At 42.9% G+C, this 26,664-nt stretch carries 24 protein-coding genes; 15 read left to right on the top strand and 9 right to left on the bottom strand.

The window, feature by feature from the left end; all coding sequences use genetic code 11:
* Window positions 1-34: 34 nt before the first annotated feature.
* The gene (gene aroE / locus JMW64_RS01285) at window positions 35-895 is read right to left on the bottom strand and encodes a shikimate dehydrogenase (RefSeq protein ID WP_201552444.1); all 861 of its coding nucleotides are present in this window, start codon (window positions 893-895) and stop codon (window positions 35-37) included.
* 444 nt (window positions 896-1,339) lie between these two features.
* Here aroE and JMW64_RS01290 point away from each other — a divergent pair, with 444 nt between their 5' ends.
* On the top strand, window positions 1,340-2,008 hold the full coding sequence (locus tag JMW64_RS01290) for a hypothetical protein (protein ID WP_201552446.1): 669 nt from the start codon (window positions 1,340-1,342) through the stop codon (window positions 2,006-2,008).
* Between the two features lie 3 nt (window positions 2,009-2,011).
* The gene (locus JMW64_RS01295; RefSeq protein WP_227694021.1) at window positions 2,012-2,998 is read left to right on the top strand and encodes an aminotransferase class IV; all 987 of its coding nucleotides are present in this window, start codon (window positions 2,012-2,014) and stop codon (window positions 2,996-2,998) included.
* A 6-nt stretch (window positions 2,999-3,004) separates the two neighbouring features.
* Here the strand turns inward: JMW64_RS01295 and JMW64_RS01300 are convergent, their stop codons facing one another.
* Complete coding sequence (locus JMW64_RS01300; RefSeq protein WP_227694023.1) at window positions 3,005-3,202, bottom strand: DpnD/PcfM family protein; 198 nt, start codon at window positions 3,200-3,202, stop codon at window positions 3,005-3,007.
* A 155-nt stretch (window positions 3,203-3,357) separates the two neighbouring features.
* Here JMW64_RS01300 and JMW64_RS01305 point away from each other — a divergent pair, with 155 nt between their 5' ends.
* A complete protein-coding gene (locus tag JMW64_RS01305; protein ID WP_201552448.1) occupies window positions 3,358-3,924 on the top strand; it encodes a hypothetical protein in 567 nt (188 codons plus the stop codon).
* Between the two features lie 59 nt (window positions 3,925-3,983).
* Window positions 3,984-4,478 (top strand): hypothetical protein, encoded by a 495-nt coding sequence (locus JMW64_RS01310; RefSeq protein ID WP_201552450.1) that lies wholly within the window; start codon window positions 3,984-3,986, stop codon window positions 4,476-4,478.
* Here the strand turns inward: JMW64_RS01310 and JMW64_RS01315 are convergent.
* Window positions 4,475-5,239: a DpnI domain-containing protein gene (locus JMW64_RS01315; RefSeq protein ID WP_201552452.1), complete on the bottom strand. Its 765-nt coding sequence runs from the start codon at window positions 5,237-5,239 to the stop codon at window positions 4,475-4,477. The two genes, JMW64_RS01310 and JMW64_RS01315, sit on opposite strands and share 4 nt — an antisense overlap.
* 167 nt (window positions 5,240-5,406) lie before the next feature.
* Here JMW64_RS01315 and mltG point away from each other — a divergent pair, with 167 nt between their 5' ends.
* Together mltG and tmk are read left to right on the top strand one after the other, a co-directional pair.
* Window positions 5,407-6,699 carry an endolytic transglycosylase MltG gene (gene mltG, locus JMW64_RS01320; RefSeq protein WP_201552454.1) on the top strand — a complete coding sequence of 431 codons (1,293 nt, stop codon included), beginning with the start codon at window positions 5,407-5,409 and terminating at the stop codon, window positions 6,697-6,699.
* A 106-nt stretch (window positions 6,700-6,805) separates the two neighbouring features.
* Window positions 6,806-7,531, top strand: a complete 726-nt coding sequence (gene tmk / locus JMW64_RS01325; RefSeq protein ID WP_201552456.1) for a dTMP kinase — start codon at window positions 6,806-6,808, stop codon at window positions 7,529-7,531.
* A gap of 150 nt (window positions 7,532-7,681) precedes the next feature.
* Here tmk and JMW64_RS01330 read toward each other — a convergent pair whose 3' ends face one another.
* A complete protein-coding gene (locus JMW64_RS01330) occupies window positions 7,682-10,054 on the bottom strand; it encodes a cation:proton antiporter domain-containing protein (protein ID WP_227694025.1) in 2,373 nt (790 codons plus the stop codon).
* Between the two features lie 971 nt (window positions 10,055-11,025).
* Between JMW64_RS01330 and JMW64_RS01335 the strand changes: the two genes are divergently transcribed.
* From JMW64_RS01335 to purC, 5 genes are all read left to right on the top strand, one after another.
* Window positions 11,026-12,390: a Do family serine endopeptidase gene (locus tag JMW64_RS01335; RefSeq protein WP_406947495.1), complete on the top strand. Its 1,365-nt coding sequence runs from the start codon at window positions 11,026-11,028 to the stop codon at window positions 12,388-12,390.
* A gap of 259 nt (window positions 12,391-12,649) precedes the next feature.
* The gene (locus JMW64_RS01340; protein ID WP_201552458.1) at window positions 12,650-13,858 is read left to right on the top strand and encodes a metallophosphoesterase family protein; all 1,209 of its coding nucleotides are present in this window, start codon (window positions 12,650-12,652) and stop codon (window positions 13,856-13,858) included.
* Between the two features lie 498 nt (window positions 13,859-14,356).
* Window positions 14,357-15,262: a 4-hydroxy-tetrahydrodipicolinate synthase gene (dapA, locus tag JMW64_RS01345; RefSeq protein ID WP_201552460.1), complete on the top strand. Its 906-nt coding sequence runs from the start codon at window positions 14,357-14,359 to the stop codon at window positions 15,260-15,262.
* A gap of 35 nt (window positions 15,263-15,297) precedes the next feature.
* Window positions 15,298-15,612, top strand: a complete 315-nt coding sequence (locus tag JMW64_RS01350) for a hypothetical protein (protein ID WP_227685480.1) — start codon at window positions 15,298-15,300, stop codon at window positions 15,610-15,612.
* A 130-nt stretch (window positions 15,613-15,742) separates the two neighbouring features.
* Window positions 15,743-16,456 carry a phosphoribosylaminoimidazolesuccinocarboxamide synthase gene (gene purC / locus JMW64_RS01355; protein WP_109590721.1) on the top strand — a complete coding sequence of 238 codons (714 nt, stop codon included), beginning with the start codon at window positions 15,743-15,745 and terminating at the stop codon, window positions 16,454-16,456.
* A gap of 260 nt (window positions 16,457-16,716) precedes the next feature.
* Here the strand turns inward: purC and JMW64_RS01360 are convergent, their stop codons facing one another.
* Window positions 16,717-18,036, bottom strand: coding sequence for a short-chain fatty acid transporter (locus JMW64_RS01360; RefSeq protein WP_060490252.1), 1,320 nt, complete (start codon window positions 18,034-18,036; stop codon window positions 16,717-16,719).
* Window positions 18,037-18,265: 229 nt separating this feature from the next.
* Here JMW64_RS01360 and JMW64_RS01365 point away from each other — a divergent pair, with 229 nt between their 5' ends.
* Entirely contained in the window at window positions 18,266-18,913 is a 648-nt protein-coding gene (locus JMW64_RS01365; protein ID WP_201552462.1) for a DNA-3-methyladenine glycosylase, read from the top strand.
* Window positions 18,914-18,966: 53 nt separating this feature from the next.
* Window positions 18,967-19,278 carry a Nif3-like dinuclear metal center hexameric protein gene (locus tag JMW64_RS01370; RefSeq protein ID WP_201552464.1) on the top strand — a complete coding sequence of 104 codons (312 nt, stop codon included), beginning with the start codon at window positions 18,967-18,969 and terminating at the stop codon, window positions 19,276-19,278.
* Window positions 19,279-19,287: 9 nt separating this feature from the next.
* Here the strand turns inward: JMW64_RS01370 and JMW64_RS01375 are convergent, their stop codons facing one another.
* The 3 genes from JMW64_RS01375 to JMW64_RS01385 form a co-directional block, all read right to left on the bottom strand.
* Window positions 19,288-19,659 carry a hypothetical protein gene (locus JMW64_RS01375; RefSeq protein ID WP_201552466.1) on the bottom strand — a complete coding sequence of 124 codons (372 nt, stop codon included), beginning with the start codon at window positions 19,657-19,659 and terminating at the stop codon, window positions 19,288-19,290.
* A 295-nt stretch (window positions 19,660-19,954) separates the two neighbouring features.
* On the bottom strand, window positions 19,955-20,617 hold the full coding sequence (locus JMW64_RS01380) for a PepSY domain-containing protein (protein WP_201552468.1): 663 nt from the start codon (window positions 20,615-20,617) through the stop codon (window positions 19,955-19,957).
* A gap of 758 nt (window positions 20,618-21,375) precedes the next feature.
* Window positions 21,376-21,579, bottom strand: a complete 204-nt coding sequence (locus tag JMW64_RS01385) for a CsbD family protein (RefSeq protein WP_045443240.1) — start codon at window positions 21,577-21,579, stop codon at window positions 21,376-21,378.
* Window positions 21,580-22,082: 503 nt separating this feature from the next.
* On the opposite strand from JMW64_RS01385, the gene JMW64_RS01390 reads away from it, so the two are divergent.
* On the top strand, window positions 22,083-22,772 hold the full coding sequence (locus tag JMW64_RS01390; protein ID WP_201552470.1) for a TetR/AcrR family transcriptional regulator: 690 nt from the start codon (window positions 22,083-22,085) through the stop codon (window positions 22,770-22,772).
* A gap of 241 nt (window positions 22,773-23,013) precedes the next feature.
* Window positions 23,014-25,227, top strand: coding sequence for a molybdopterin oxidoreductase family protein (locus JMW64_RS01395; RefSeq protein WP_201552472.1), 2,214 nt, complete (start codon window positions 23,014-23,016; stop codon window positions 25,225-25,227).
* 83 nt (window positions 25,228-25,310) lie between these two features.
* On the opposite strand, the gene JMW64_RS01400 is transcribed toward JMW64_RS01395, so the two are convergent.
* Window positions 25,311-26,636 carry a D-amino acid dehydrogenase gene (locus tag JMW64_RS01400; RefSeq protein WP_201552474.1) on the bottom strand — a complete coding sequence of 442 codons (1,326 nt, stop codon included), beginning with the start codon at window positions 26,634-26,636 and terminating at the stop codon, window positions 25,311-25,313.
* Window positions 26,637-26,664 lie beyond the last annotated feature (28 nt).

Below are 26,664 nucleotides of genomic sequence, written 5' to 3' on the forward strand. Positions count from 1 at the left end.
GAGTTCATGCGACTTTTTTTATGTCGATTTTCGATTAACGACTGTGTAGCGTTTCAGTGGCTTGCACAACATCGATCGTATGACCCGTCCAACGCGCAAAACTTAGCGCTGCTTGCCCGATGAGCATGCCATAGCCATCAGAAATCTGCGCGCCACGTGCAGAAAAATGCTGCAAAAATGGCAGCGGGCGTCCATACATCATGTCATAAGCATAATCACCGTTTAGCGTGTCGCTTAGTGGTAGCGTATCTGCTGATAAACCAATAGAAGTCGCATTGATGATAATATCAAACGGTCCATTTAATTCAGTCGTGCGACAAGTTTCAATTTGCTGCTCATGAATAGCAGTGCTTGCCGCGCTAAGCTCAGTGACTAACGCTGTTGCCTTGCTCAGCGTGCGATTGGCAATCGTAAGATGTGCGATACCAGCTTCAATTAATGGCAATATCACCCCACGTGCTGCGCCGCCTGCACCAATGAGTGCCACACGTGCACCATTCAATTGCCAACCCAAACTTATGATGTGATTGACCAGTCCTTGTCCGTCAGTATTATCGCCATACAATGCCTCGGTGATTGGCACGCCACTTTTTACCAGCGCTTTATTTAGTAACAGCGTATTGACTGCGCCTGCAACCTTGGCATGTTCAGATAAACCACCGCGCGCCGCGCAGCAGTCATAAGCGATTTGCTTAAAAGGTACAGTGATGTTGGCTCCAACGCCGCCACCTTGAAAAAACGCCTCAAGCACCGCGGTAAAACTGGCTGCATCATCGGGGCAATATTGGCGTTGATAGCTAATCTCAATACCCGTCTGCGCTGCAAATAACGTATGAATTTCAGGGGATTTGCTGTGGGCAATGGGATTGCCGATAACGATAAAATACTGGGTCATAATAGGTCTGCTTGCGGTAAGAGGCAAAAATTAATCAGTGGAAGGGCATTGATATGCAATCATCATAAGGGATAACGCGATATTTGACAAATCAGTGGTCTAATGAGTAAACACTTGAATAGGTAGGTTTTTTGACAGATTATGTCTTTAACAAATCTGTACTGTCTGGGAGCGTTATCCGTAACGTAAAGGGTGGTCAAGTGTTAAGCAGTTGGGTAAACTAGAGAGTATGAAAATTTTATATTGATATTTTGGCAGTTGCATAACTATCAGTAACTGAACTGTCAAAAACCAAGTCATAAGAAACTGACATAACAAACTGAGTCATACAATACCAAGTATAAGAACGCTTGTTTATAAAATATAATGTCCATTATCAGCGGCCTATCTGCCTGCTCGTTAATACTATTTTGAGAATCATCTAAAAGTGTGAGTAAATTGCCCATGTGGAATAATAGCCTGCAGACCCTCTTAGTCGGTACGATAATGGCAGTCGGTGTGTCGCTCAGTGGTTGTGATAGCAGTAAAGACGACGCCCAAAAACAAGATGCCGATATGAGCGAGCAAACCGTCGCTGACGATGCGCTAGTACAGGACAATGCTGCGCCGAAAGCCGACTTAGACGGTGCTACTGCTCAGCAAGGTACACAAGTGAAATATGACGTTGCGGGATGGGGCACTAAAAATGTAGCGTCACTGACCGTCGATAATTTAGATGAGATCAAAGCGACTTTTGGCAAGGTCATGAGCACTGATGAGAACAGCCTCGACTATGCCAGTAATCCAGCCGCCAAATATCGCTTTATGGATACCGATGCGCCGTATTTGGATCTGATTGATTCTGAAAAGTATCTCGAACTGGGCTGGTACTTTGCCAATCCTACTGACTCTGATAAAGAAAAAGAGATAAGCCAAAACCATGCCGAAAAAGCGCATAAGCTTGCCCGCCAACTGATGGGTGATGAGGGCGGACAACTGATTTCTGATATGCTTAATGGTCAAATTATCAAAAATAAAGTCATCGGTGGTCAAAAAATAGAACTGGCAAAATGTGAGTTCTACAGTTGTATGTTGGTCATCAATAAATCTGCTGCCCAAACAGATAAGAAGTAAGCTGTGCTTGCTATCATGCCGCTCAATAATTGGCTATGCATACATCCATCAAGTGCTACGACGGATATCTCAGACACAGTATCGCTAGACAATCGTGGGTTAGCATATGGCGATGGATTTTTTACCACGATGGGGGTCATCGATGGGCAGATACTGTGGTTGGCTCATCATCAGCAGCGCCTTGTTTCCCATGCTGAAGCTTTACAACTTGAATTAGACAGTCATTCTGTCATGGCTTTATTGCAGACGCATGCCGAGCAACTACAACAAGGCATGCTGAAGCTGATGGTGACTCGCGCCGTGCAAGATGTCCGTGGTTATGGCTATGTGCCAACCGCATCTGGTAGCGCTTGTGAGATTTGGCTGAAATCCTCTGCGATGACCGTCACTACGACTGAGCAATTACGCTTGCCTGATGGATGCTTAATCCCGATGCAGCCTATCAGTTCTGCCATTTGCCTATCTTCGCAGCTTGCCTGCTTACCGCCACTATTAGCCGGACTCAAAAGCCTCAATCGCCTTGATAATGTGCTGGCAAGTGGCGAGCTACAAAGCATCAAAGCCCAAGTATCGGAAGACAATATCAAACCCAGCATCAGTGAGGGGCTGCTACGAGATATGAGTGGTCGTTGGGTTGAAGGTACGATGAGCAATGTCTTCTATCAGTTATCAGACTCGCCTTTATCAACACTATCATCAGAAAAAACGGCATCAGAAAAATTGTCTACGCTACCGCTTTATGAAGACAATGCAAACTATCTAACCACTGGTCAATGGTATACACCATCCATGGCGCAATCGGGCGTCGCTGGCGTGATGCGGCAAGTGCTTATCGATGCGTTATCGACTAGCAAACATCCTGTCATTATCAGATCATTAAAAGATGAGGATTTGCCACGACTAAGCCAGCTATTCTTTTGCAATGCGCTGCGCGGTTTGATGCCAATGAGTAGCCTGACGTTATTATCGGGTGAGGTGGTGAGATTTTAAGCGATTCTAATCGTATTTAAAAATATTAAACTTGGTATCAATAAAGTCATCTGGGTACAAAACAACTTCTTCATTGCGATACATATCTCGCACTTTTAATAGTGCTTCTTGCTCGTTCTCTGCGTTAACCTCCACTATATTATTCAACGTCTCGACAATCTCTATCTGAAAGGCTCTTTTCAGTTTTTTATCTACTTTCATCATTACTATTCCCGATATATGCTTATCAAAATTTCTTGAGTATTTATATATTCTAGGTTAGTAAAGGCGCTTAAAAAGAAGTGATCGTCTTTTGTTACGTAGACTTGTGCGATAAGGAAAATCGATCAATGATAGTGTTTTGATAAGGAGAGATATCCATGGACTACATCTACGAAGATGAACGAATACCTTTACAAATCCGTCGACTATTAATTTTTGATGAGATTTGCAAATTAGCAAAAAAACAACCTGATGAAATTATTCATTTATCAAGATTCACTGAATTATCGCTTGGTGTTATGTATTTGAAAGACTTTAAAAAATTTATCGCGTTTGGCGGCGTGTTTGAGTACGCAGAAACAAGAGAAGAAGTTATCGAGCAGCATATTAGAGTTTTTCCTAACGATGAACCAGTCACACGTGCGCTGACAGTTAACTTAAAGCAGTTTACTAAACCTGCGCGTACAGCTATCCAGCTGGTCTGGTATTGGAATAACTATGTTAAAAATAGAATGCATGCTTACGTCGATTATCGAGAAGAGCATTTTTTTAAAATCAATGATGAAATTGATGGAGAGTATCCACCGCATAAGTTTCATGGCCGTTTAGTTGCAACGGCACGTTTACCTTTATGGGACGATAGAGAGGAGTTAATTGCAGACGTGTACCGTGATAATGAGGGAAAACCAAGACCTGAGCGCTTCAATGAGAAACGTTTAATATAATTTAAAATACGTAGAAATCAATCGTATCTGATCAAAGATTATTTAGCAGGAGATAAAAAATGTGTACTACCTATGAAGAAAAACGAATTCCGCTACAAATCCGCCGCTTAATGCTATTTAATGAGATATGTCATAAAGCAAAAAAATATCCTGATGAAGTCGTTCACTTAGCGGGTTATTCGAAGATAGCATTCAATATTGTTTATTCTAAGAAAGATAAAAAATATACAGCGTTTGGTGGGGTATTTAAGTATGCGCATATACGCCAAGAAGTCATAGAACAAGGCGTGGATAAAATGCCTCATGATGAACCTGTCATGTGTGCGCTCACAGTAGAAAGACAAGCTTTTACCAAGGCTTCTCGTACGCCACTAGGATTATTAATAGGCTGGAATATGCACGTAAGAAATAAATCTTTTAAATGTATTAAAGACAATATGGACACTTTTTTTAAAGTAAATGATGAGTTGGAAATGGATTATCCTCCACACAAATTCTATGAACGATTGGTGGCAAGTGCCTATTTGCCACTTTGGGATGATAATCAAGCTTAGTATAATTTCCGATAGTGACCACGACCCAAAAACTCAATAATTCCTTTATCACGTAATAGTTGTAATTGCTGACGGATTTTATCTTTAATGTGATTATTTTCAGGATGTTTACGCTGTAATTCATCAGCAAAAGCATAAACCTGATTGAGAGAGAAATTAGCATCCAGTCTATCAATACATTGCCAAACATCCAGTGTCCAACCACGCGAAGCTGTAGATTGCTTACGTAGAAACAAGGTTTTTTGAAATTGCTCGGTGACATTATCGCGTGATATGACTTGCTGGTTTTTCACCAAAAATACTTTGCCTGATTCGGGCACTTGTCGTAAATCAATATTGCAACCAACCCAACCGGCACGTTTAGCAGAGACTGATAAAGGCTTACGTTTGACAATCATATCAGGCTTAAAAAAATGCTTAGGAATAATCAGGAAGTTGTTAACGCTATATTCTTGAGAATAGGTTAAAAAGAAAAAGTTAGGATTGTTGTCGCTACTGATACGCTCAATCATGGTGTCATAAGCGCCATCATTGATAATGTTGCTTAACTTTGCTTGCTTACTTTTGAGCTCATATTGCTCATTACAATTTGTACAATAAAAGTCAGCGACAGGCTTGTTGTTAGTAAATTCCGCCAATGGTTCAGCATCGCAATTAGGGCAGTAACTTTGCTTAGCAACCCAATCCTCGCTTAATACACGAATTTTTTGAGGTTCGGATTTGTAGTTTGCAGCGAGACTTTGATTAAAATGTAGGTTCATAACCAGTTTTCGTTATTAGAGAAAAGGAAAAACACCAAAAGAAGGTAGAAATATTAGCCCATATCAGCAGGCGTAAATACCAAGATAATTGATAAGCTAAGCAAATACCATTGAAAATCGCACGGTTCAGTGCTAAATTCTAGCAAACTTCTGCCTCGCGAGTTGCCATGAGCAAGCCTACATCTGAAACGCCTCCTGAACGCCCTAATGAAACGCCATCGAATAAACCAGATAGCAGTGTTGAGGAGCGTGTCGATACCACACTACCGGACACGCAACCAGCAGTCGATGGGGTAGAGGAAACGCCAGCGACAGATGTGTCACTCATTAGTGGAGCGGCTAAACCACGCGAATATAAAGCGGATAATCAATCGTTCTTTATGCAGCGTGGTTATCAAGTGTTGCTAGTGCTGGGGCTTATCGCTGCGTTTTTCTTAGTGATGGTCTATCAGACATTGTTTGGGCGGATTGAGCAGCCAAAGCAAATGGTCACCATTGAGCAGGGTCAGAGCTATTACGGCTTACTGCCGCAGTGGCAACAGCAAATCCCGCTGTTTTCTGCCACGATTGCCAAGCTCTATATGAAAACACAAGTCGATGGCCCCTTACATGCTGGTATTTATCAATTACCAGAAAACCCTACCTTTGCTGAAACGCTACATATACTTGGGCAAGGGGTAAAAGCATCGATGGTAAAAGTGCAAATCATCGAAGGCAAAACCTCTAAAGATTTGTATCAGACGTTACGGGATAATAAAGGCATCAAAAAAGAGGTGCTGACCGACGATAGTGGCAATGATAGAGACAATGCTGGTATTGCTCAAGCGTTGGATTTGGTCGGTATATTGCCAAATGAAGTGATTAATAGTAGCGACCCTATCGTCAATCACAATCTTGAAGGTTGGTTTGCCCCTGACACTTATTATTATGGGGAAGGCAGCACTGATAAGCAGGTACTGACCGATTTATATAAGCGTCAACAGCAAGTATTGACTGAGGCGTGGGAAAATCGTGCGCCCAATTTGCCTTATAAGACGCCTTATGAGGCGTTAGTGATGGCCTCTATCATCGAAAAAGAAACCAGTGTGGCAGAAGAGCGTCCTTTGGTCTCTGCGGTGTTTAGAAATCGCTTAGATAAAGGCATGCGAATGCAGACCGATCCGACCATCATCTATGGTATGGGCAGTCGCTATGAAGGCAACATTCGCCGTAAAGACATTGATGAAAAAACGTCTTATAACACCTATCAAATTGACGGCCTACCGCCAACACCTATCGCGCTACCATCGGCTGCCTCTATCGAAGCGACCTTGCACCCAGCAGATAGTGACGCATTGTACTTTGTAGCGACGGGTAATGGCGGGCACAAATTTACCAATAGCTTGGCGGCGCACAATCAAGCGGTAAAAGAATATCTCGGCGTCATGCGTGAGAAAAAATCACAAACCCCGCCGCAGTAATTTAATCCTCTATCTTTTCTTCAAACCTATCGTGAAATGAGCGTTATGCAACTGTCTACATAACGACATAAAGACATAACGCTCATCAATGACATAAGGTCATATCATGTCAGCATCTATACAAGACCACGTATCTCAAACAGTCCAGTCGCAAGCAAGTCAGCCCAAAACAAGCAATGACATCAATGATATCGCACTCAATCAAGGGCGCTTTATCAGTTTTGAAGGTACTGAGGGCGTAGGCAAAACGACTGCCATTGAGCAGCTGTGCACACGCTTAGACGATAACAATATTGCGTATCTGCGTACCCGTGAGCCGGGTGGTAGCCCGTTTGCAGAACGTTTGCGCGCTATATTATTGGACCCTGCGACCGACATCAATGATGATACAGAGCTATTGCTACTATTTGCGGCGCGCTGCGACCATATGCAGCAGGTGATTCTGCCAGCGCTACAACGTGGGACGTGGGTAATATGCGATCGTTTTACCGATTCTACCATTGCTTATCAGGGCTTTGGGCGGGCACATGGCGATGCGGTGGTACGAGCCAAAATTGAATCGCTTATCGAGCAGTTTGTGCCGCAACTACCTGAGCTGACATTGTGGCTGGATTTGCCCGTATTAGAAGGCATGACACGCGCTAATAAACGTAGCGCCGCTGATAGGTTTGAGCAGCAAGCGACCGAATTTTTTACTTGGGTGCATAAAGGCTTTAACACGCTGGCGACTCAGCACCCCGAACGGATACAGCGCATTGACGCATCAGGCAGCGCCGATGAGGTGAGCGCGCGAGTATGGCAGGCGGTACAAGGCAGATTTGATGTTTCGTAACGGATTTTATAAAGCCATCACCTAGCCAAATAAAAAGCCCCAACATTGCGTTGGGGCTTTTGTGTTTTATAGACTGTTATATTCTATAAAGTATCAAAACAGTCATAAAGGTATTGTCAAAACTGTGTTAAATCAAAGCTGTGGCAACGATTATTTATCCTGTTTATTCACAGCTTTATTATTTGAAATTTCTTGAACATTGTCTTTGTTAATGTTGTCTTTAGTGATATCGCCATTAGAGCTTGCATTGGTTGTATTATCTTGACCAGAGTCGGGTAAACGATTTGGATCAAGCGCGCCCTTCTTAGTTTTAGGTGCGTTGCCATTACCATTCGTACTACTATTGTTAGACACCTTATTTTTAGGAATTGCCTTCGAAGTCGCTGTCGAGTTGGCTGACATGACGCCTTTATTAACGACGTCAATAGACTCATCTTTTGACGTTATTACTTTGTCATTCAAGGTGTTTGGCGTGGTTTTAGTTCCAGCACTGCTGCTCGAATGGTTTGATACCTCAGTATCTGCATTTTGCTCAGCGACTCTCTGCTCAGTGATTGCCTGCTCAGCGATTATTTCTTTAGCGCTGTCGCTATCAGTGGCAGTGGATTGTTCTGTTGCATCAACACTATCATCGCTCAGCTCTTTTTCTTTACGCTTTTCAGGTGCTTTTGAGCTGGACTCAAAGTTAGCATCAGCTGCCAGTCGCGCCTGCTCTTGTTTAGGTGTCACGTCGACAGGTTTTGGCTGTACCTCATCTTCTACCACCAGTGAGATGAGTTTGCGATCGCGTGGCACGATGCCATCAAACTTATCGGTAATGACGTGCAGCTTGCCTTCTTTGTCGATTGTATACAGCGGCACGAATTGCTTATTGTCGGCTTTGTATTGCTCAAAGCTGTAGCTGTCGGTGATGTTGGTAATCTTGATACGGGCTTTTTTCGACAGCATGCTGGCAAGTTTGGTATAGGTGACGTCTTTGCCAAACAGCCACTGCGAGTGGAAGTTACCTTGCTTATCATCGCGCTCGCTTTTGACCTTTTCGTCGCTGAACTTGAGACGGTACAATTTGCGCTCACCAAATTCATGACGATAATGAATCTCAGACAAGGTGTTCATCTCTTTGTCCATACTCATGGCAAACAGCCGACCGATACCGATCAGGTCAAGATGATGATCGGCATGATCAGAGATAGGATTGCCAAAATAAGTACGTAGACCACTCATGCGTGCGCGGGCAATATTGGTATAGTTGTTGTGTGCGACGATGACATCAAAGCCTTGATCTTTTAGAGAAGTTGCTACCAAAAGGGCAATGGGATTTGAGCCGACGATAAGAATACCATTGGTCTCAGGCTCACGGACACCCAGCAAGTTGCCGACTATTTTTGCCCCCAAGCCCTGAATCATAACCGTGCCAATAATGACCATGAATACTAAGGGCACGAGCAGTTCAACACCTTGAATATCATACTCTTGCAGACGAATAGCAAACAGTGATGAGATAGCTGCAGCGACGATACCACGTGGCCCAATCCAACTGATCATCAGCTTTTCATTGGTCTTTAAGTTTGAGCCAATAGACGATGCCCAAACGGATAAGGGTCGCGCCACAAACATGACGATGGCTAGTAATACTAGCCCTGCGAAACCCACGCTAAGTAAGCTTTCCAGCTCTACACGTGCTGCAAGGATAATAAACAGCACAGAGATAAGAAGGATGGTTAAAGATTCATTAAACTCTAAAATCGTATCGCGTGGGAATTTTGGCCAATTCGCCAATGCCACGCCCAACACGGTGACTGTCAATAGCCCAGATTCATGCTCTAAATGGTTCGATACTGAAAATAACACCAAGACAAAGGCAAGCGTAAAGACATTGCGTAAAAACTCAGGAATCATATGCCGACGCATCAAGAAGGCAAGCAGCCAAGCGCCTGCCATACCCATCGCTGTCGCTAATACCACGATTTTGGCAAACAATAAGATACTGCTGGCTTCGCCGCCTGAGATGATGTATTCATAGACCAAAACCACGGCAATAGCGCCGATTGGGTCAATGATGATACCTTCCCATTTAAGGATATTAGAGATGGTCTTATTGGGACGCACACTACGTAATAGCGGCATAATCACCGTTGGACCCGTGACGCACACGAGCGCACCGAACAGCAAAGCAATCAGTGGATCGACATCGAATAAGAGATAAGTCGATAACGCCACGATAGCAATGGTGATAAGTACACCGACCGACACCAGCATTTGCACCACGGTGCCATGCTGTTTAATCTCGTCAAACTCTAACGTCAGCGAGCCTTCAAATAGGATAATCGCCACGCCCAAAGAGATGAAGGGGAACATCAGCTCTCCCAGCACCAAGTCAGGATCGAAGACTCCCAGCACTGGGCCCACGATAATGCCAATCAGTAATAAAAATAAAATGGACGGTTGCTTTAAATACCAAGCCAACCATTGGGCAGCAATGCCGATCCCAACCACGCCAGATAATAATAGGGCGGTATCCATAAATTGATCCTTTTATAATCTTGTCGTATTTTATAGCTATCAACCGCTTTTTTAGAGTAGCGGCTGCCAGTAGTATAGTAATAAGTTGACGCTACTCGCTATAGAGACACATCTCTATAAAACGTAAGCGACGACAATGGTATCCATCATGAATCACAACATGAGCCAGATATGATATAACTACTATAGAGTAGTAAAGACAAAAGCATTACTAGAAAAAATCGTCAATCTCATATAAATCGCATATGGCATCAAGCTCGCTCAGTCTATTATTGATAGTACTGTCACGCGACTTTTTTATCCATTTATCTTGAATCGACCATCGCATTATTCTAGTAATGCAAAAGATGAACAATAAGGGTGATAATAGCCAGCTTTATAAAACAATAGTCAATAATGATTATTTATAGACTTTAGTTTGCTTAAAAAGTTATTTGGCTTGCTATCATAACATGCTTTTATTTCATGCTGAGCAAGGCCGTATCTAGCACGATATCAGTAGGCAGCGATAAAAATATACAATAACTGGGTCAAATAATTGCGCCTTGGGTTATCCTACATAATTGAAATAATGACAAAACAGCACGATGACTTATCATACAGTAGCCGTCTTTATCATGCACCTAGCGAGGATTATCATTGTTTTGGGGTTTTTATATAAGGAAAGGCGAATGGTCGATGGCATAAGGGTATAAAAAACAGTAACCTAATAAACGACTAGATAGCGACTAAAAAGGTTGGCCGTCATAACATTCAGTGCCGATGCAACGTTTGTCATATACGGACTTGGTTAAAATTAAAATATCGTATACACGTCACTAGCGATAGTAGCCAAAACATAACCATTAAAAATAACAACGATTACTTATATGGAGGACAACATGCCTATCAATATGCTTACAGCGCAATCTAAGTTTTATGTGCCGCATTGGTTAAAACGTAGTGCGCTGGTGCTTGCTGTCAGTACCTCGATGGTTACTGGCGTCACTGCCACCGCCATGGCAAGCGCTCAAGCTGTCGTCACCACGGCAGATTTTTCTGACTTAGTACAGCAAGTTACCCCAGCCGTTGCCCGCGTAAATGTCACCAAGACCGTCAGCGAGGCTGAGCTTGCCAAAGCCCAAACAGCCGAATTGTTACGGCAGTTCTTTGGTGATCGTTTACGTATTCCTGATCAGGCTGCCACGCCAGCGATTGAGCATGCTTATGGCACGGCCTTTTTTGTCACAGCCGATGGTTATATGCTGACCAACCATCATGTGGTGGAGGGCGCTGATAAAATCACTGTCACTCTTAACGATAGAACGGAGCTTGATGCAACCTTGATTGGTAGTGATGAGCGCTCTGATGTGGCTGTACTAAAAGTCTCGGGCAACCAATTTCCTGCTTTGCCTATCGGCGACTCAAATGCTCTGAAAGTAGGGGAACCAGTACTAGCCATTGGTTCGCCATTTGGTTTTGATTACTCAGCATCGGCGGGCATTGTCAGTGCTAAATCACGCAGTTTTTCACGCGATACCAGCGTGCCATTTATCCAAACAGACGTGGCATTGAACCCTGGTAACTCAGGCGGTCCACTATTTAATCAGCGCGGTGAAGTGATTGGTATTAATTCGCGTATCTTTAGTGGTACTGGTGGTTACATGGGTCTGTCGTTTTCCATTCCGATTGATGCGGCGATGGATATTTACGAGCAGCTAAAAACCGATGGCGAAGTGGTACGTGCTTATTTAGGTATTTATCCGCAGGACATCGATCGCAATTTAGCAGAAGCTTATAATCTAGATCGTCCTCAAGGTGCGCTACTGACAAGGGTATCACCAGACTCACCTGCACAAAAAGCTGGTCTAAAACCTGGCGATATCATTTTGCAATATAATGAAGTGCAAATTATGCGCGCCTCAGATTTATTAAACTTGCTCAATCGTGCCAAACCGAGCGATAGCTTCCGCGCACAGATTCAGCGTAATGGTAAGCAGATGACCATCAGCGGCAAACTCACTTATGCGCCCAATGATGTGAGAGCACAAGGCGGCGATCAGCAGAATGATGAGGTGCAGTTAGGCTTGCGTTTACGTAACTTGACCGCTGATGAGCAAGCAGAAATCGCAGTGGATAATAAGACAGGTATTTTGGTCACCACAGTTGACCCAACGGGATTGGCGGCGCGCTCAGGTCTGTTGGCAGGTGATGTGATTACCAATTTTCACCAAAAGCCAATTAAAAAGGTCACAGATTTTTCAAGCGCGATTTCATCATTGCCCAAAAAAGGCGTAGTGACCATTGAAATTATCCGCCAAGGTATTCCCGCGATTATTGGTTTACGTATTGAGTAAGCTTTGATAGCTTAGTAGGGGTAATGGGTAATGGGTAGTCGGGGCAGCAACTGAGCATGGCATAACAGTCGCGTCAATAATTCTACTTGTCTATGATAGAGCTCGACCCCTATAATGGCTGATTTTTTTACCCATGACTCAAAACGCTCCAATACTGTCACTAACTTATTCATGGAGCGATTTATTTATCGCTCTATACGTTCTAATATAGGGTAAGCCAGTTGCTCGGCTCATACCCTCCCGTAACCATCAGGTAATTATGACTGACCATGCTCTTTATATCCTAAGTATCTCTACGACAGCAGTATTGCTTGCGTATATTATACTGTGGTCAGGATTACAAACGTTCAATGCCAATCCTACCAAACGTTTTATGCGTATTTGGTTTAAATTGGCACTATATTATGCTGCCTATACTATGCCCGTTTGGGCTTTGCTGTTGGTGATAGGTTGGTCGCAAGACATGCTGCCGATACTTGCACAGCTATCACTGCCACTCGTGCTAGTGGCTGTATTTGCAATGGGGTTCTATTTTTATACTGTGGTGATACAACCCAATCGTTTACGTTTAGATCACCATGCAATCGACTTAGATTTATCCACACCGCTGACGGTTGCCGTATTGGCTGATTTACGCATTGGCTTGTATAGCGGCAAGCCGCGTCATATTCGTAAACTGGTTGCTACCATCAATGCGTTACCAGCAGATGCGGTGCTGATTACAGGCGACTGGTTGTATTACCCAAGTGCTGATTTAGTGGGTCAGCTCATGTTGTTTAAAGGGGTTAATAAGCCTATTTATACAGTGATGAGTACCTCAGACTTGCGTTATCAATCGATTAATACGACCAAGCAAGGACAGCCGTTATTAGAAGATACGTTGTCCAGTGCCTTTGATGTGCTTGATATCAGCTATATCGGTCAGCAGTGCACATCGCTGCCGCTCAAATGTACTGGGGCTACTAATGCGCTTCCAGTAATGCCCAGTGCGAGCTATTCTAAAAATAATAAAGAGGGTTTTAGACAGCAAAATTTGGAAAATAGCCCAACCGTCGCCGTGCTTTGCGGCTGGCAAGATGTTCCTAAACAGTTTGCTGATATTGAAGAGGCAAATGCGTCTGATAAAGCCGCACTTGGTGCTGAAATTGCTAATACCACGAAGCCCGTCATCATCTTGGCTTCACGATTTGATAGTATTAGCGATTTGCCAAAATCCTTACAGCCACGACCACTATTGATTACTGGTGCAGCAAAGGCGATTCAAAAAAATATATGGTTGGCACAAAAACAAAAAAATATTGAGCGTAGTAGCGAGCAGTCAACCCTGTTGAATAATAGCCGCATGGGTAAGCAGCGGGGTTTATACCAACATGGCAGTGCGCAGATATTTGTCAGTAGCGGTATCGGTACACGAGGGCTGCCTTTTCGCTTGTATCGCCCCACTATCGATGTGTTGACGATTCGTTAACATGATTCAAAAGACTTATCAGCGCTGATTCATTGCGCTAAACTGAGAGTCGAATAATAAGGCTGTTGGTTTGTAGGTTGTAATGGCATGTCAGCAATTCAATTGATTGAACGTTAATTGATTGAACGTTAATTGATTGAACGTTAATTGATTGAACGTTAATTGATTGAACGTTAATTGATTGATAGCGGTCAAATCAAAATATGCTACACTAGCAGGCGTTTTTATTATTCTATTTTTAGTATTAAATAAGCGTTGTCGGTCATTGGCAAAAATAAAGCCAAGACGGCTTTGAGCATCTATATTGCGAACGCTTTTATCATAGAAAAAGATTGATCATAAAAAATACTCAGCATTAATATCAAGCAAGATATTGCCAATGGCGCCTATGAATGTACACAATGTGAGTACAGGCGTAGATATAATCATTGACACTTGCCAACGACCTATCATGTGACAGCTTTGAAAAAAGCTAGGATAATACAGTAAGGCACGGTTATGAGCACAGCATACGACGAGATCAAAACCCGACTACAAGGCTCAATGGTAGCCTTGGTAACGCCCATGCATCCTGACGGCACGGTCGATTATAAACGTCTGGCGGATCTCATAGATTGGCAGATTGAGCAAGGCACGCATTGTCTCGTTGCCGTTGGTACTACTGGCGAGTCAGCGACATTATCTATGCAAGAGCACAGCGATGTTATTCGCTACTTTGTTCAGCATGTCAAAGGTCGTGTACCAGTGATTGCTGGAACAGGTGCCAATAATACGATGGAAGCCATTAAGCTGACCCAAGATGCTGCCAACGCTGGTGCAGATTGTGCCTTATTGGTTGCGCCTTATTATAACAAGCCGCCACAAGAAGGCTTATACCAACATTATAAGGCTATCGCGCGCGCGGTGAATATCCCACAGATGCTCTATAATGTGCCAGGACGTACGGTCGTTGATATTGCACAAGAGACGGTAGAACGTCTGGCTGATATCGATAATATCGTCGCGATTAAAGATGCCACAGGCTCTATTGCTCGCGGTGAGCAATTGATCAAAGCAGTGGGCGATAGAATCGTCGTGCTATCTGGCGATGACAGTACGGCGCTTGATTTGATGACATTTGGTGGTAAAGGTAATATCTCAGTCACTGCCAACGTCGCCCCGAAAGCGATGAGCGAGACTTTTACAGCGGCGCTTCGTGGTGATTTTGATGCGGCTCATAAAGTACATGATGTGGTCAAGCATTTACACCGTGACTTGTTCATTGAGTCAAGTCCTATCCCAGCAAAATATGCGCTTCATAAAATGGGTATGATAGATACTGGTATTCGTCTGCCTTTGGTATGGTTGGCTGAACAACATCATGCCACTATTGATGACGCCTTGGTGCGTGCGAACTTATTATAAAATGATGCGTGTAAATGCTAACTCAGAGAGATAATATGATGAAAACATCATCACCGACTGCAAAAATATTCCCTGCGCTGCTGACCTTAATATTGGGAAGTACTTTAGTATTGAGCGGTTGCCAAAGTGCTAAAAACTTACTTGGTAAGCGTGACAATGGTAGCTTAGAATATCAGCAAAGCAAGAAGCTTGTGCCAATAGAGCTGCCTGCTAACAAAGAACCAGCGCCTTTTGTACCTTTGTATGCAACTCCTAATGCTGGTGCAAATACGCTGAAATTACAGAACGAATCAGGTAATCAGTACCAGCTACCGAAGCCTGAGCGCGCTGTCAGTAGTCCTTCGAATTAAAGCTATTCCCTTATTTATACCGCTGACATTTTACAGTGATTAATGTAAATATTATTCATTCTGTCATACAAAAATCAGCGGTCGCTGCGCGTTTTTACCACATAAGCTTGAACGAACAGGAATTCCCATAATGCAAAAGCAACAACTGCTGTATAAAGGCAAAGCCAAATCTGTCTATGAAACTGAAGATAATGATCTTTTGATTCTACATTTCCGTGATGATACTTCAGCGCTTGATGGCAAGCGTATTGAACAGTTAGCCCGCAAAGGCGTCGTCAATAATCGTTTTAATGCTTTCATCATGCAAAAATTGGCTGATGCTGGTATCGAAACGCATTTTGAAAAGCAATTGTCTGAAGATGAAGTATTGGTCAAGCGTTTGGATATGATTCCGGTTGAGTGCGTGGTGCGTAACTTTGCTGCGGGCAGTTTGGTGCGTCGTTTAGGCTTAGAAGAAGGGCAAGCATTGACGCCACCTACTTATGAGCTGTTTTATAAAGATGATGCGCTGGGTGATCCAATGGTCAATGAGTCACTTGCTGTGTCTCTTGGCTGGGCAACCGAAGCACAACTGGCAAGAATGGAAGAGCTGACTCATCAAGTAAATGAAGTGTTAAAGGCGTTATTCGAAGCAGGTGATTTGATACTGGTTGATTTCAAACTAGAATTTGGTGTGTTCCATGACCGTATCGTCTTAGGGGATGAGTTTTCACCAGATGGCTGCCGTATTTGGGACAAGACGACTAAGAAGAAGCTGGATAAAGACCGCTTCCGTCAATCATTAGGCGATGTCATTGAAGCTTATGAAGAAGTGGCTAACCGTATTGGTGTGCCATTAAGCTAGATGTTTGATTGGCACTGCACTGCAGGTCAATCTTTAGCGTAAAAAAAACTGAGCCATGTGCTCAGTTTTTTTGTGATTTTAAATTAATCTTCGTGTTTATCTTACGACTAATAATATAAAGGCTTTGACCTAAAGGTAGTCGTTATTATCAAATATGGCTATTCTGAATAGCTCCACTGCTATTTGATTTACTTCATTATTATCTAAAGATAAGAACAACCTCTTTATTAAAATAGTTAATGTTGGAGTTATAGGATTTATTATAAAAACAAGAGTCCTAAACCAATCACAACACCACTGACAATCAGCACGATGACACAAAAACCCATGATATCTTTGGCTTTTAGACCTGCGATCGCCAGTGCTGGTAATGCCCAAAATGGCTGAATCATATTTGTCCAAGCATCACCCCATGCTACAGCCATAGCAACTCGTGACGGATCACTACCCAACATTTCCGCCGCTTCTAACATGATTGGTGCTTGTACTGCCCATTGTCCACCACCTGAAGGAACAAAAAAGTTGACGAGTCCTGCACTGAGGAAAGCAAAAAGTGGTAGCGTCTCCGCTGTTGAAACGTTGACAAACGCTTCTGACATCACACCTGCCAACCCCGAAGCTGTCATCATTCCCATAATGCCTGCATAAAAAGGAAATTGGACGATGATAGCGCCTGCACCTTTAACCGCTTCTTGAACTGCAATCAAATACTTGCGAGGTGTACCGTGAAATATAATACCAAGAAACAAGAACATAAAGTTAACCAAGTCGAGCGTTAGAGCAAAACCGTTCTGTGCGAAATAATACACGATAAAGGCGATGCCCAATACGCCAATGACCATTGATAAAATCCAGCTGTTTTCTAAGCGTTCTGCTGGTGTCATATCCGATTTGGCTGGCAGATCCTCAGGGATAGGATCTACTAGAAGTTTTGGATCTACCGTAATCGTATCTTCTTTTTTTGGCATCATCAGACGGTTTAATAAAGGGACGATAATAACCAATGCTGCGACGATAATTAGGTTATAGCTAGCAAAGATGGTCGCACTTGTTGGAATAACACCGATTTTATCAACGAAGGGATGGCCTGCTGTTGCAATGGATAATGGAATCGACCCAGAGAATCCGGCATGCCAAATGATAAATCCAGAATAGGCGCTGGCAATCAATAAACGGTAATCGACATTTTCGACACGCTTCGCCAGCTCTTTGGCAAATAATGCCCCAATGACCAAGCCAAATCCCCAATTAATCCAGCTTGCTGCAAGCGATACTAAGGTGACCAGTATAATCGCACTACCTGGCGAGCTTGCGAAACTGGCAAGTTTACCCAGCCCTTTTTTAAATATGGGGCTGCTTGCTAATACAAAACCAGTTACTAGCACCAACACCATTTGCATTGAGAATGCCAGCAAAGCCCAGAAGCCTTCACCCCAAAACGCCACCATCTGTACCGGTGAAGAGTCGGTTAAACCTAAGCCCATTACAAAAATAACCAAGGTTAAAATAATGACGAACAGAAATGGATCTGGTAAATATTTTTCCATCAAGCTATTCGAGAAGCGTGTAATCCCTTTCATTTTTTGACTTCCTTTTTGTCTAAGTTTACGTTTCATTCCTCATTCCAATGTTACCTCATTCTTCCTTTTTTATGCTTATTCATTCAGCAGAAATCATCTTTTTGAATGCTATATCGACCTTGCAAGGTTTGTTTAAACATTCCTTAAACACTGTGTGCCATACCTTTTCTTAATTTTATGATAACTTATTAATTATTCAATGATATAAAAGCATAAAAGGTCATTACTAATGTCAACGTCTCAAACTTCCACGGCGCAGCCTACTATTTTAGCGCCATCATGGTTTACTCGACCAACCTGTGTGGTCGCTGCTGACTTAATAGGTAAAGTGCTGTGTAGAAAGCTGTTAGATACGGATGGCACGCCTAAAATACTACGTATGCGTATCTCAGAAACCGAAGCTTACATCGGTGCGGGCGATCCCGCTTGTCATTCACATGCTGGCAGTCGAACGCCGCGCACTGAAATCATGTATGAGCAAGGTGGTGTTTTTTACGTGTATTTGACTTATGGCGTCCATCATATGCTCAATTTAATCAGTGGTGCTATCGACTCCCCTGAGTCGGTGCTGATACGTGCGGGGTTTTTAGCAGAAGATAGTGGCCGCTTGCGAGATGAGCAATTATTGAGCTTAGATCAACAACTGATTCATCCCAAGCAGTTCGCTGGTCCCGGTAAGCTGACCAAGCGATTACAAATCGACCGTGACTTGTATGGCAAATCTATTCATCCAGCATCAGCCGTTTGGATAGAAGAAGACGGTTGCAAGCCGCCAGTATCGCTGCGTCCACGGATTGGCATTGATTATGCGGGCGAGGCAAAAGAGTGGTTATTGCGCTACATTTGGACAGCCCATCCTTCGTTATCCAAAAAATAGCAAGATTGATAGTTGATGGCTGTTTTTCTAAATAGACTTGAAGGAAGTAATACATGTATAAATTGACGGTTTTTATTCCAGATACAGCATTAGAGCAGGTAAAGTCCGCTTTATTTTCGGCAGGCGCTGGGACGATTGGCAATTATGAACAGTGCTGTTGGCAAGTGCAGGGGACAGGGCAATTTAGGCCACTGGCAGGCAGTAATCCGAATATTGGAGCACATGATCGACTGGAAACCGTTGAGGAATGGCGGGTAGAAATGGTAGTGGCTGATGCTGATATTAAACAAGTCGTCGAGGCGTTAAAGCAGGCGCATCCTTATGAAACACCTGCCTATGATGTGATTGAAGTATTAGACTTTTAGGGTTAGCTATCAGTCCTCTTTGATCTTAATCACGTTATAACTCGGATAGCCAAGCTCGATTTTGTAATCTTCACTGCCGTGTTTGGCTTTTACTTTTATTTTACTGTCACCTTTTTTGTATTTGACGTCTTTGACTCGATAACCCATATTGCTGACTTTATTGGCAGCCCTTTGCTCGATAGCAGGCTGATAAAGCTCTTTATCAATGGAGTTGATGGTCTTCTTGTGCTTTTTGTAGACTTTACTGTCTTTATAAATATCTTCATAAAGGTCGCCGTAAGCATTATAACCAGGTGCGGTGACACAGCCAGTCGTTATCGTCAGCAACACTGCAATCATACTGGCGCTAGTAGTGGTTTTTAATAAAGTATGGTGGTTCATCAAATCCTCTTATGATGTCAAAGATGTTTTTGCTGATCTTATAAAAAAGGGTCAAATAAACCAAGGGCTGGCTTATTTGACCAAAGGCATCAAGTAATCAATGATGCCAAAACTTTATTTAATAGCTTTATTTCACTAATTTCATTTTTAGCGCACTTAGATATAGTCGGTTCAATATAATTTAGATTCAAGGAAGGCAAGCGAAAGTACTATAAGTAGTAGACTAAGCGAGCCTGATACCGTATCTGATTTATATAGGATTGACTATAACTATCAATTGAATGGAAGACATGCCCTAGTCTTTTTCAATCTTAATCACATTTAAATTTGGGTAACCAAGTCGTATTTCATACTCTTGCGAGCCGCGCTTGGCTTCAATCTCGAACACGCCGCGTCCGTTCTTTTCTTCCAGCTCAATGTCTTTGACCCGATAGCCCATGCCTTGTATTTTATTGATTGCACGTTGTTTAATTGCTGGATAACGCGAGTCTCTTTTAATGCTATCTTCGATATCGTCATTCTTATAGTGCTTATTATTCTTATGCTTGCCATTATTTTTATATTTGTCTTTCTTGTAATGGTCTTTGTCATATCTATCGTCTTGCCAAACATTAGACCAAACTTTTTTATTTGAGCTAATAAGTTTTAGATCAGGATACGTGTATTTTAGCTCGTATGCTTGGTTGTTCTTTTTGGCATAAGCGGTCATTATGCGATTGCCACGGTAGTTATCGGATTTGATATCCATAACCTGATAGCCTTTACGGCGCAGATCAGCGCGTAGCTTTTGACTAATACGGTTATAGTCAGTGTTACCATAATCATCATTACCACCATATACTGGATAATTATCATATCCTGGACCGACGACGGTACACCCAACTGTAGTGCCCAATAATGCAATCGCAAGACCAGTAGATATAATGGTCTTAAATGAGAAAGGCTTTAGAGTTTTCATGATCCAATATCCTATAATATTTTTAAATTACCCGTCGCATCATTGCTGGTGATAGCCGAGCACGTACGCACTCTATAAATTGTTCATATAATCGTATTCATAACTTACTGGCAAATTAATTGTTACCATCGTCATTACCATTATGCGCTTTGAAATATTTTCTTACATTATCTATCATAATGGACAAAGCTTGATGATTAGTGTCTTTTGCGTTAATAAGTTGTAATCAGGGTAACGAATATGAATCATGTAAGCATATGCTTACACGTAATGACGCTTACGCGACTTAACATCAGGTTAGGAATTAGGCATTATAGTCACACGGCATTAGGGAATGTGACTCAAGGATTGAGTTGACCGCATTAAGGATAATGATTCACTTATTAGCATCAGGATGATAATGATAAGTGGAGTAAGGACACATACCCTTTGCTGCTATCAGTAGTTAATGCTGGTAGTTGTAGTAAAAAGGGCAGGATGCCCAGTATCACAATATGCTGAATATTATGCAAGGATGCATGGGAAACAGTGGTGATAGGTAACATGGATGGTTAACAATAAAACCGCATAACAGTTAATTGCTATGCGGTTTTATTGTGTCTAGACTTTGAGAAAAGCCTAATCCCTAAAGTAATCGATATTTGATTTAGCTTCTAGAAACTTCGCTAAATATATTTGTCGAAATTTAGATGAAGTGCTAGTAATAAAAAAACCGTATAGGCAATATACGGTTTTTTGTTTTTTGAAATTACAATAACTTAGTATTTATGTTCAGTACGCCATGCGTCTACTTCACGTTCAGCATCATCTTTGCTATGACCATAACGTTCTTGAACTTTTCCGACCAATTTATCACGGCTACCTTCAACGTGTAATAAATCATCATCAGTAAGATCAGCCCATTTTTGCTTTACTGAGCCTTTTATTTGGTTCCATTCACCTTTTAGAGTATGTTCGTTCATTTTTATGTTCCTTCTTTTATTATAAAGTTGGTTATTGAGACAATTATTCCATCTGTCTTTAATCGACATTTTACTCAGCTGCTATCAGTACTTATGAATCAGCTAACTGGTGATATCTAATATAAGTGCTCACCATCGCCATGTCTGTATATGCAATGTTGAGAGTGTTGCTCCATTATTGAAATCTGCACAGCTATGTTATGCAGCGTCCATTTGTGTAATGAATGAAGTGTTTTATCAGTGACATACGTAAAGAGAAACAACAAGTCTGGCAATGATTTATAAAAAATGACGTCATCACACGCTGTAAATATAGGAATAAAAAAAGTAGCTGTCATCATAAATATGGCGGCTATTTTTTATGATTGTTTTAGGATGGGTTAAAACGAATCATCAAGAATGAGTAAGGTTAAATATTTAGTGATAGACTTCTTGTTTAAATGACTATAGCCTTATAGTTGAAATAACAATTGTTTTATAGATTAAGTTGGGGCAGATTGATAGTGAATGTACTTAACAGCGTAAGTGCTAAAAAACCGGAAACAAAACGCGAGCTGGCAAAGGCGAAAACGCGTCATACGTTACTCAAAAGTGCCTTGCAGCTGTATAGCGTAGAGGGCGCTCTTGGTATGAGCATGAATAAAATCGCGAAAGGCGCAGGTATTGCTCAGCCAAGTTTTTATAATCATTTTTATAGTTTAGATGCGTTGCAGCAGGTGTTAAGCAAGCAACTTAAAGACAACTATTTATCGCCGATGCGCATGGCATGGGTAGATATGCTTAAAGACTATCCAACGCTGTCTAAAGAGGATTTCAATGATCGTTGTCAGGAATGCCTAACATTGATTTTTGATGCCGCCTTTCAAAACATCACTTTATTTCAACGTTTGCTCGAAGACAGTCTGCGCTTTGATTCAAACATAGAACGTAACGGGTTGGGAAGTCTAATCATAGAGATAAGAGACGAGTGGACCAAAATATTTATAGCAGGGTTGCAGTCAGCCGAGTGCTCTTTTGATAGATTTGAGGTTAATCTCTGTGTTGATGTCGCTGCCGCCCAAGTACATGAATTGATATTGGGCTGTCATCAACAGCGTTATTCACGGCAGCAAGCTATTGAGATATTGTGCAAAAACTTTGATGGCGTCTTTAGCTATTTTTTCGCCAAAGACAAGCGCAGAGTAAATGGCTAGTCATCCAGCTTATCAATGTTGCACTTTGGCTAATTCTCAGTGTTTTTAAGATTGTTAAAATGAGCAAATGTATTAACCTCATAAAACGGAATTTATATAGTGAAAGCAATATAGTCGATTCAATTGAAAAGTAGTACAAGGCAACCGAGTGTAGCTGTATATTTAATACGTCAAGCGAGGTTAAAGCAGTAATACTTTTATAGTGGAATGACTATAGTAAAAAATAACAGGGAGCGCGACCATGGCTAGTGAAAAGAGTCACAAGGATGAACAAACACATTTTAGAACCTGCAATTTATGCGAAGCAATGTGCGGTATTGAAATAAAGCACGATGGAGCAAAGGTATTATCGATTAAAGGCGATAAAGATGATCCATTTTCTAAAGGGTATATTTGTCCAAAAGCGACTGCTTTGCAAGACTTGCATGAAGACAGTGATCGCCTGAGTCATCCCGTTGAGAGAACCGCTAACGGTTGGAAAGAGATTGGCTGGGCTGAAGCTCTCGATAAGGTTGCCGCCGGTATTCAGTCGGTACAGAAAAAACATGGTCAAAACGCTTTCGGTATTTATCTAGGCAATCCTAATGTCCATAATTTGGGCGGCATGTTAACTATTAAGCATCTATTAACCAGTATCAAGACGCGCAGTCGCTTTTCTGCGACTTCCATCGACCAGTTGCCGCATCACATTGTTAGCATGCATCTGTTCGGGCATATGCTGCGCATCCCTGTGCCTGACGTCAATCGTACTCAATATATGCTCATCATTGGTGGCAATCCGCTAGCGTCTAACGGCAGTATTATGACCGCACCAAATATGCGTCAAAAACTAAAAGATATCAAAGCGCGTGATGGTAAAGTGGTAGTCATTGATCCAAGACGCACCGAAACGGCAGATATTGCTAGCGAGCATCATTTTATCCGCCCAGCGACCGATGTTTTGCTCTTGCTTGCCATGCTCAATGAAATTTATCTCCAAGGATATGCGGATAAGCCACATGCTAAAAATAGTAGAGCGGCGGCGCTCGTGCCAGAGATTGCACGCATTGCAGACTTTGCAAAAGACTATAGCGCCGAGTCCGTTGCTGAGATTACTGGCATTGCGGCAAAAGAGATTAAACGACTGGTCAAAGAGTTTTGTGAAGCCGAAAGCTCGGTCTGTTATGGGCGCATGGGCGTCTCGGTGCAAGAGTTTGGCTTACTGAGTCAATATCTAATCATGCTGATTAATATTGTCACAGGTCGTTTGGATGAAGTGGGTGGTCTGATGTTCCCCAATCCTGCGGTCGACGTGGTCAATAACTCAGGCCCAGGTTATTTAGGTAAGCGCCATAGCCGCGTGAGTAACTTGCCTGATTTTAATGGCGATTATCCCGTCGTGGCAATGGCGGATGAGATGTTGGTAGAAGGGGCGGGGCAGTTAAAAGGCTTTATGACTGTCGCGGGCAACCCTGTACTCAGCACGCCAAATGGTGAAAAGTTAGATACGGCTTTTGCCAACTTAGACTTTATGGTCGCTATTGACTACTTTGTCACAGAAACCAGCCGTCATGCGCATATCATTTTGCCACCGGTATCGCCGCTAGAGCGCGATCATTATGACGTCACCTTTAACAATTTTGCCGTCCATAACGTGGCTAAATATTCAGAGGCATTGTTTGCTAAGCAAAGAAGCGCCAAGCATGACTGGCAAATTTACTTAGAGCTGGCGAAACGCTTGGATAAAAAAGCCGCCCTTGCAACCAAAGTTGAACGCCTAATAATAAAAGTTTTGGGTCCGAAATTTGTGCTTAATCAAGGTCTAAAACGTGGGCCTTATAAGGGTCTCAATCTAAAGCAATTGAAGGAAAATCCGCATGGAATTGATTTGGGATCGCTCAAAACTATGCTGCCACAAGCGTTAAAACACAAAGACAAGCAGATTCATCTCAATGTTGATTTTTATCAAGCAGATTTAGAGCGCGTACAGGAGATGATGCAGGACTATGATGACAAGCAAATTCTATTGATTGGTCGTCGTCATGTACGCAGTAATAATTCGTGGCTACACAACAGCTATCGCTTGGTAAAAGGTAAGCCGCGCTGTACTTTGATGCTGCATCCTGAAACAGCGAAAGAGTACGGTATTGAGGATGGTCAAAACGTAAAAGTAACGTCGCGTGTGGGTAGTGTGACGATCGTAGCAGAAGTGACGGATGAGCTGATGCCCAAAGTGGTGAGTATCCCCCATGGTTGGGGTCACGGCCGTAAAGGGGTAAGACAAAAAATCGCTCAAGCGCATGCGGGCGTCAGTGTCAATGATTTGACGGACGATACCTTAATCGATCAGCTAAGTGGCAATGCGGCAGTCAATGGTGTACCAGTACAATTGGAAGCAATCGCGCCAGAAGCGACTGATTTGGAGACGGCTGATTCTGACGTTGATTTCGATATGAAATCAGGGAGCGCTGCATAAAATAGTTCTAGAATAAAAGTCTTCCATATAAAGAAAAAAGGCGCTGACTTATATTGGTAGCGCCTTTTTTACGTTTCTTATTCTTACGTTACTAGGCCAACAAAATCAAAATCGACTGGCGGCGTCTCACCTTGTATCAATAAGCTGATAGCCTGCGCCGAACCGCAAGCATGCGTCCAGCCAAGCGTACCATGACCCGTATTAAGCCATAAATTATCAAAACTAGCATCCACATTATGACTGCCATGACGGACTTGACCTCTGTGCGCGCGCCCAATTAACGGCACATTAGAAGGTGTCATCGGACGCAGCCCTGTCCAGTATTGTACAGAATTGGCGATGATACCTTTGGGAAATAACTGCTGCACACGGCGGGTAATGGCTGCACAGCGGGTGCTATTTAAATCCAAATTGTAGCCGTTAAATTCTGCTGTTCCAGCGACGCGTAGCTTGTCGCCAAGGCGTGATGTCACCAGCTTAAACTCATCATCAATGAGACTGACAAAGGGTGCCAGATGCGGGGCGCGAGGGTTGATTTGATAAGTGGCCGAGTAGCCTTTAGCAGGGAAAATAGGTAGATGAATATGCAGCGGTTTCATGAGCGATACGCTATAGCTGCCCAATGCCAGTACATGGCTGTCTGCACTAAAGGTTTGCGCGTTTTCTCCCTTAGGTTGAATGGTAATACTATGCACATGCGGGCGCGCAGAATAGTCGTCAGTGTTTAACGCCAGAATCTCGGTATCGTATAAAAACTTAACGCCAGCCTCGATGCAGCGCTCGGCTAAGCGTTGGGTCAATAAATGGGCATTACCCGATTCATCACGGCTGGTATAAGTCGCACCTTTTAGCTTATGAGCAATAGGGTAAAGCGCAGGCTCTAAGTTAACGGCATTATTGATATCGATGACATGACGCTCACAGCCTAACTCTTGCATGCGCTCCGTTGGCGCAATGGCGGCATCAAATTCCGCTTGATTGGTATAAAAATGCATAATACCGCGCGTTTGCTGCTCGTAATCAATATCAATATCAGCACGCAGCTGTTGTAGTGCATCTCGTGAATACAAGCCTAAACGTACCATTTGTACCAGATTGGCATCGGCTCTATCTGCACGGCATTCTTGCAAAAACTGCATCGCCCACTTAAGCTGCGCCTTATCAGCACGCAAGCGATACAGCAGCGGTGCATCCTCGCGAAACAGCCATTTAAGCGCTTTCATAGGAGCCGCAGGATTGGCCCAAGGGGTTGCGTGCGAGACAGATATTTGACCACCATTGGCAAATGAGGTCTGCATACCGGCAGCTGGCTCACGCTCAATGACGGTCACATCGTAGCCTGCTTGGCGAAGATACCATGCGGTGGTCACGCCCACCACACCCGCTCCGAGTACCGCAATATGGGTCATAGATTACTCTGCTGCTTTTTTAGTAAAA

This window comes from Psychrobacter immobilis, assembly GCF_904846065.1.
Classification (GTDB): Bacteria; Pseudomonadota; Gammaproteobacteria; order Pseudomonadales; family Moraxellaceae; genus Psychrobacter; species Psychrobacter immobilis_H.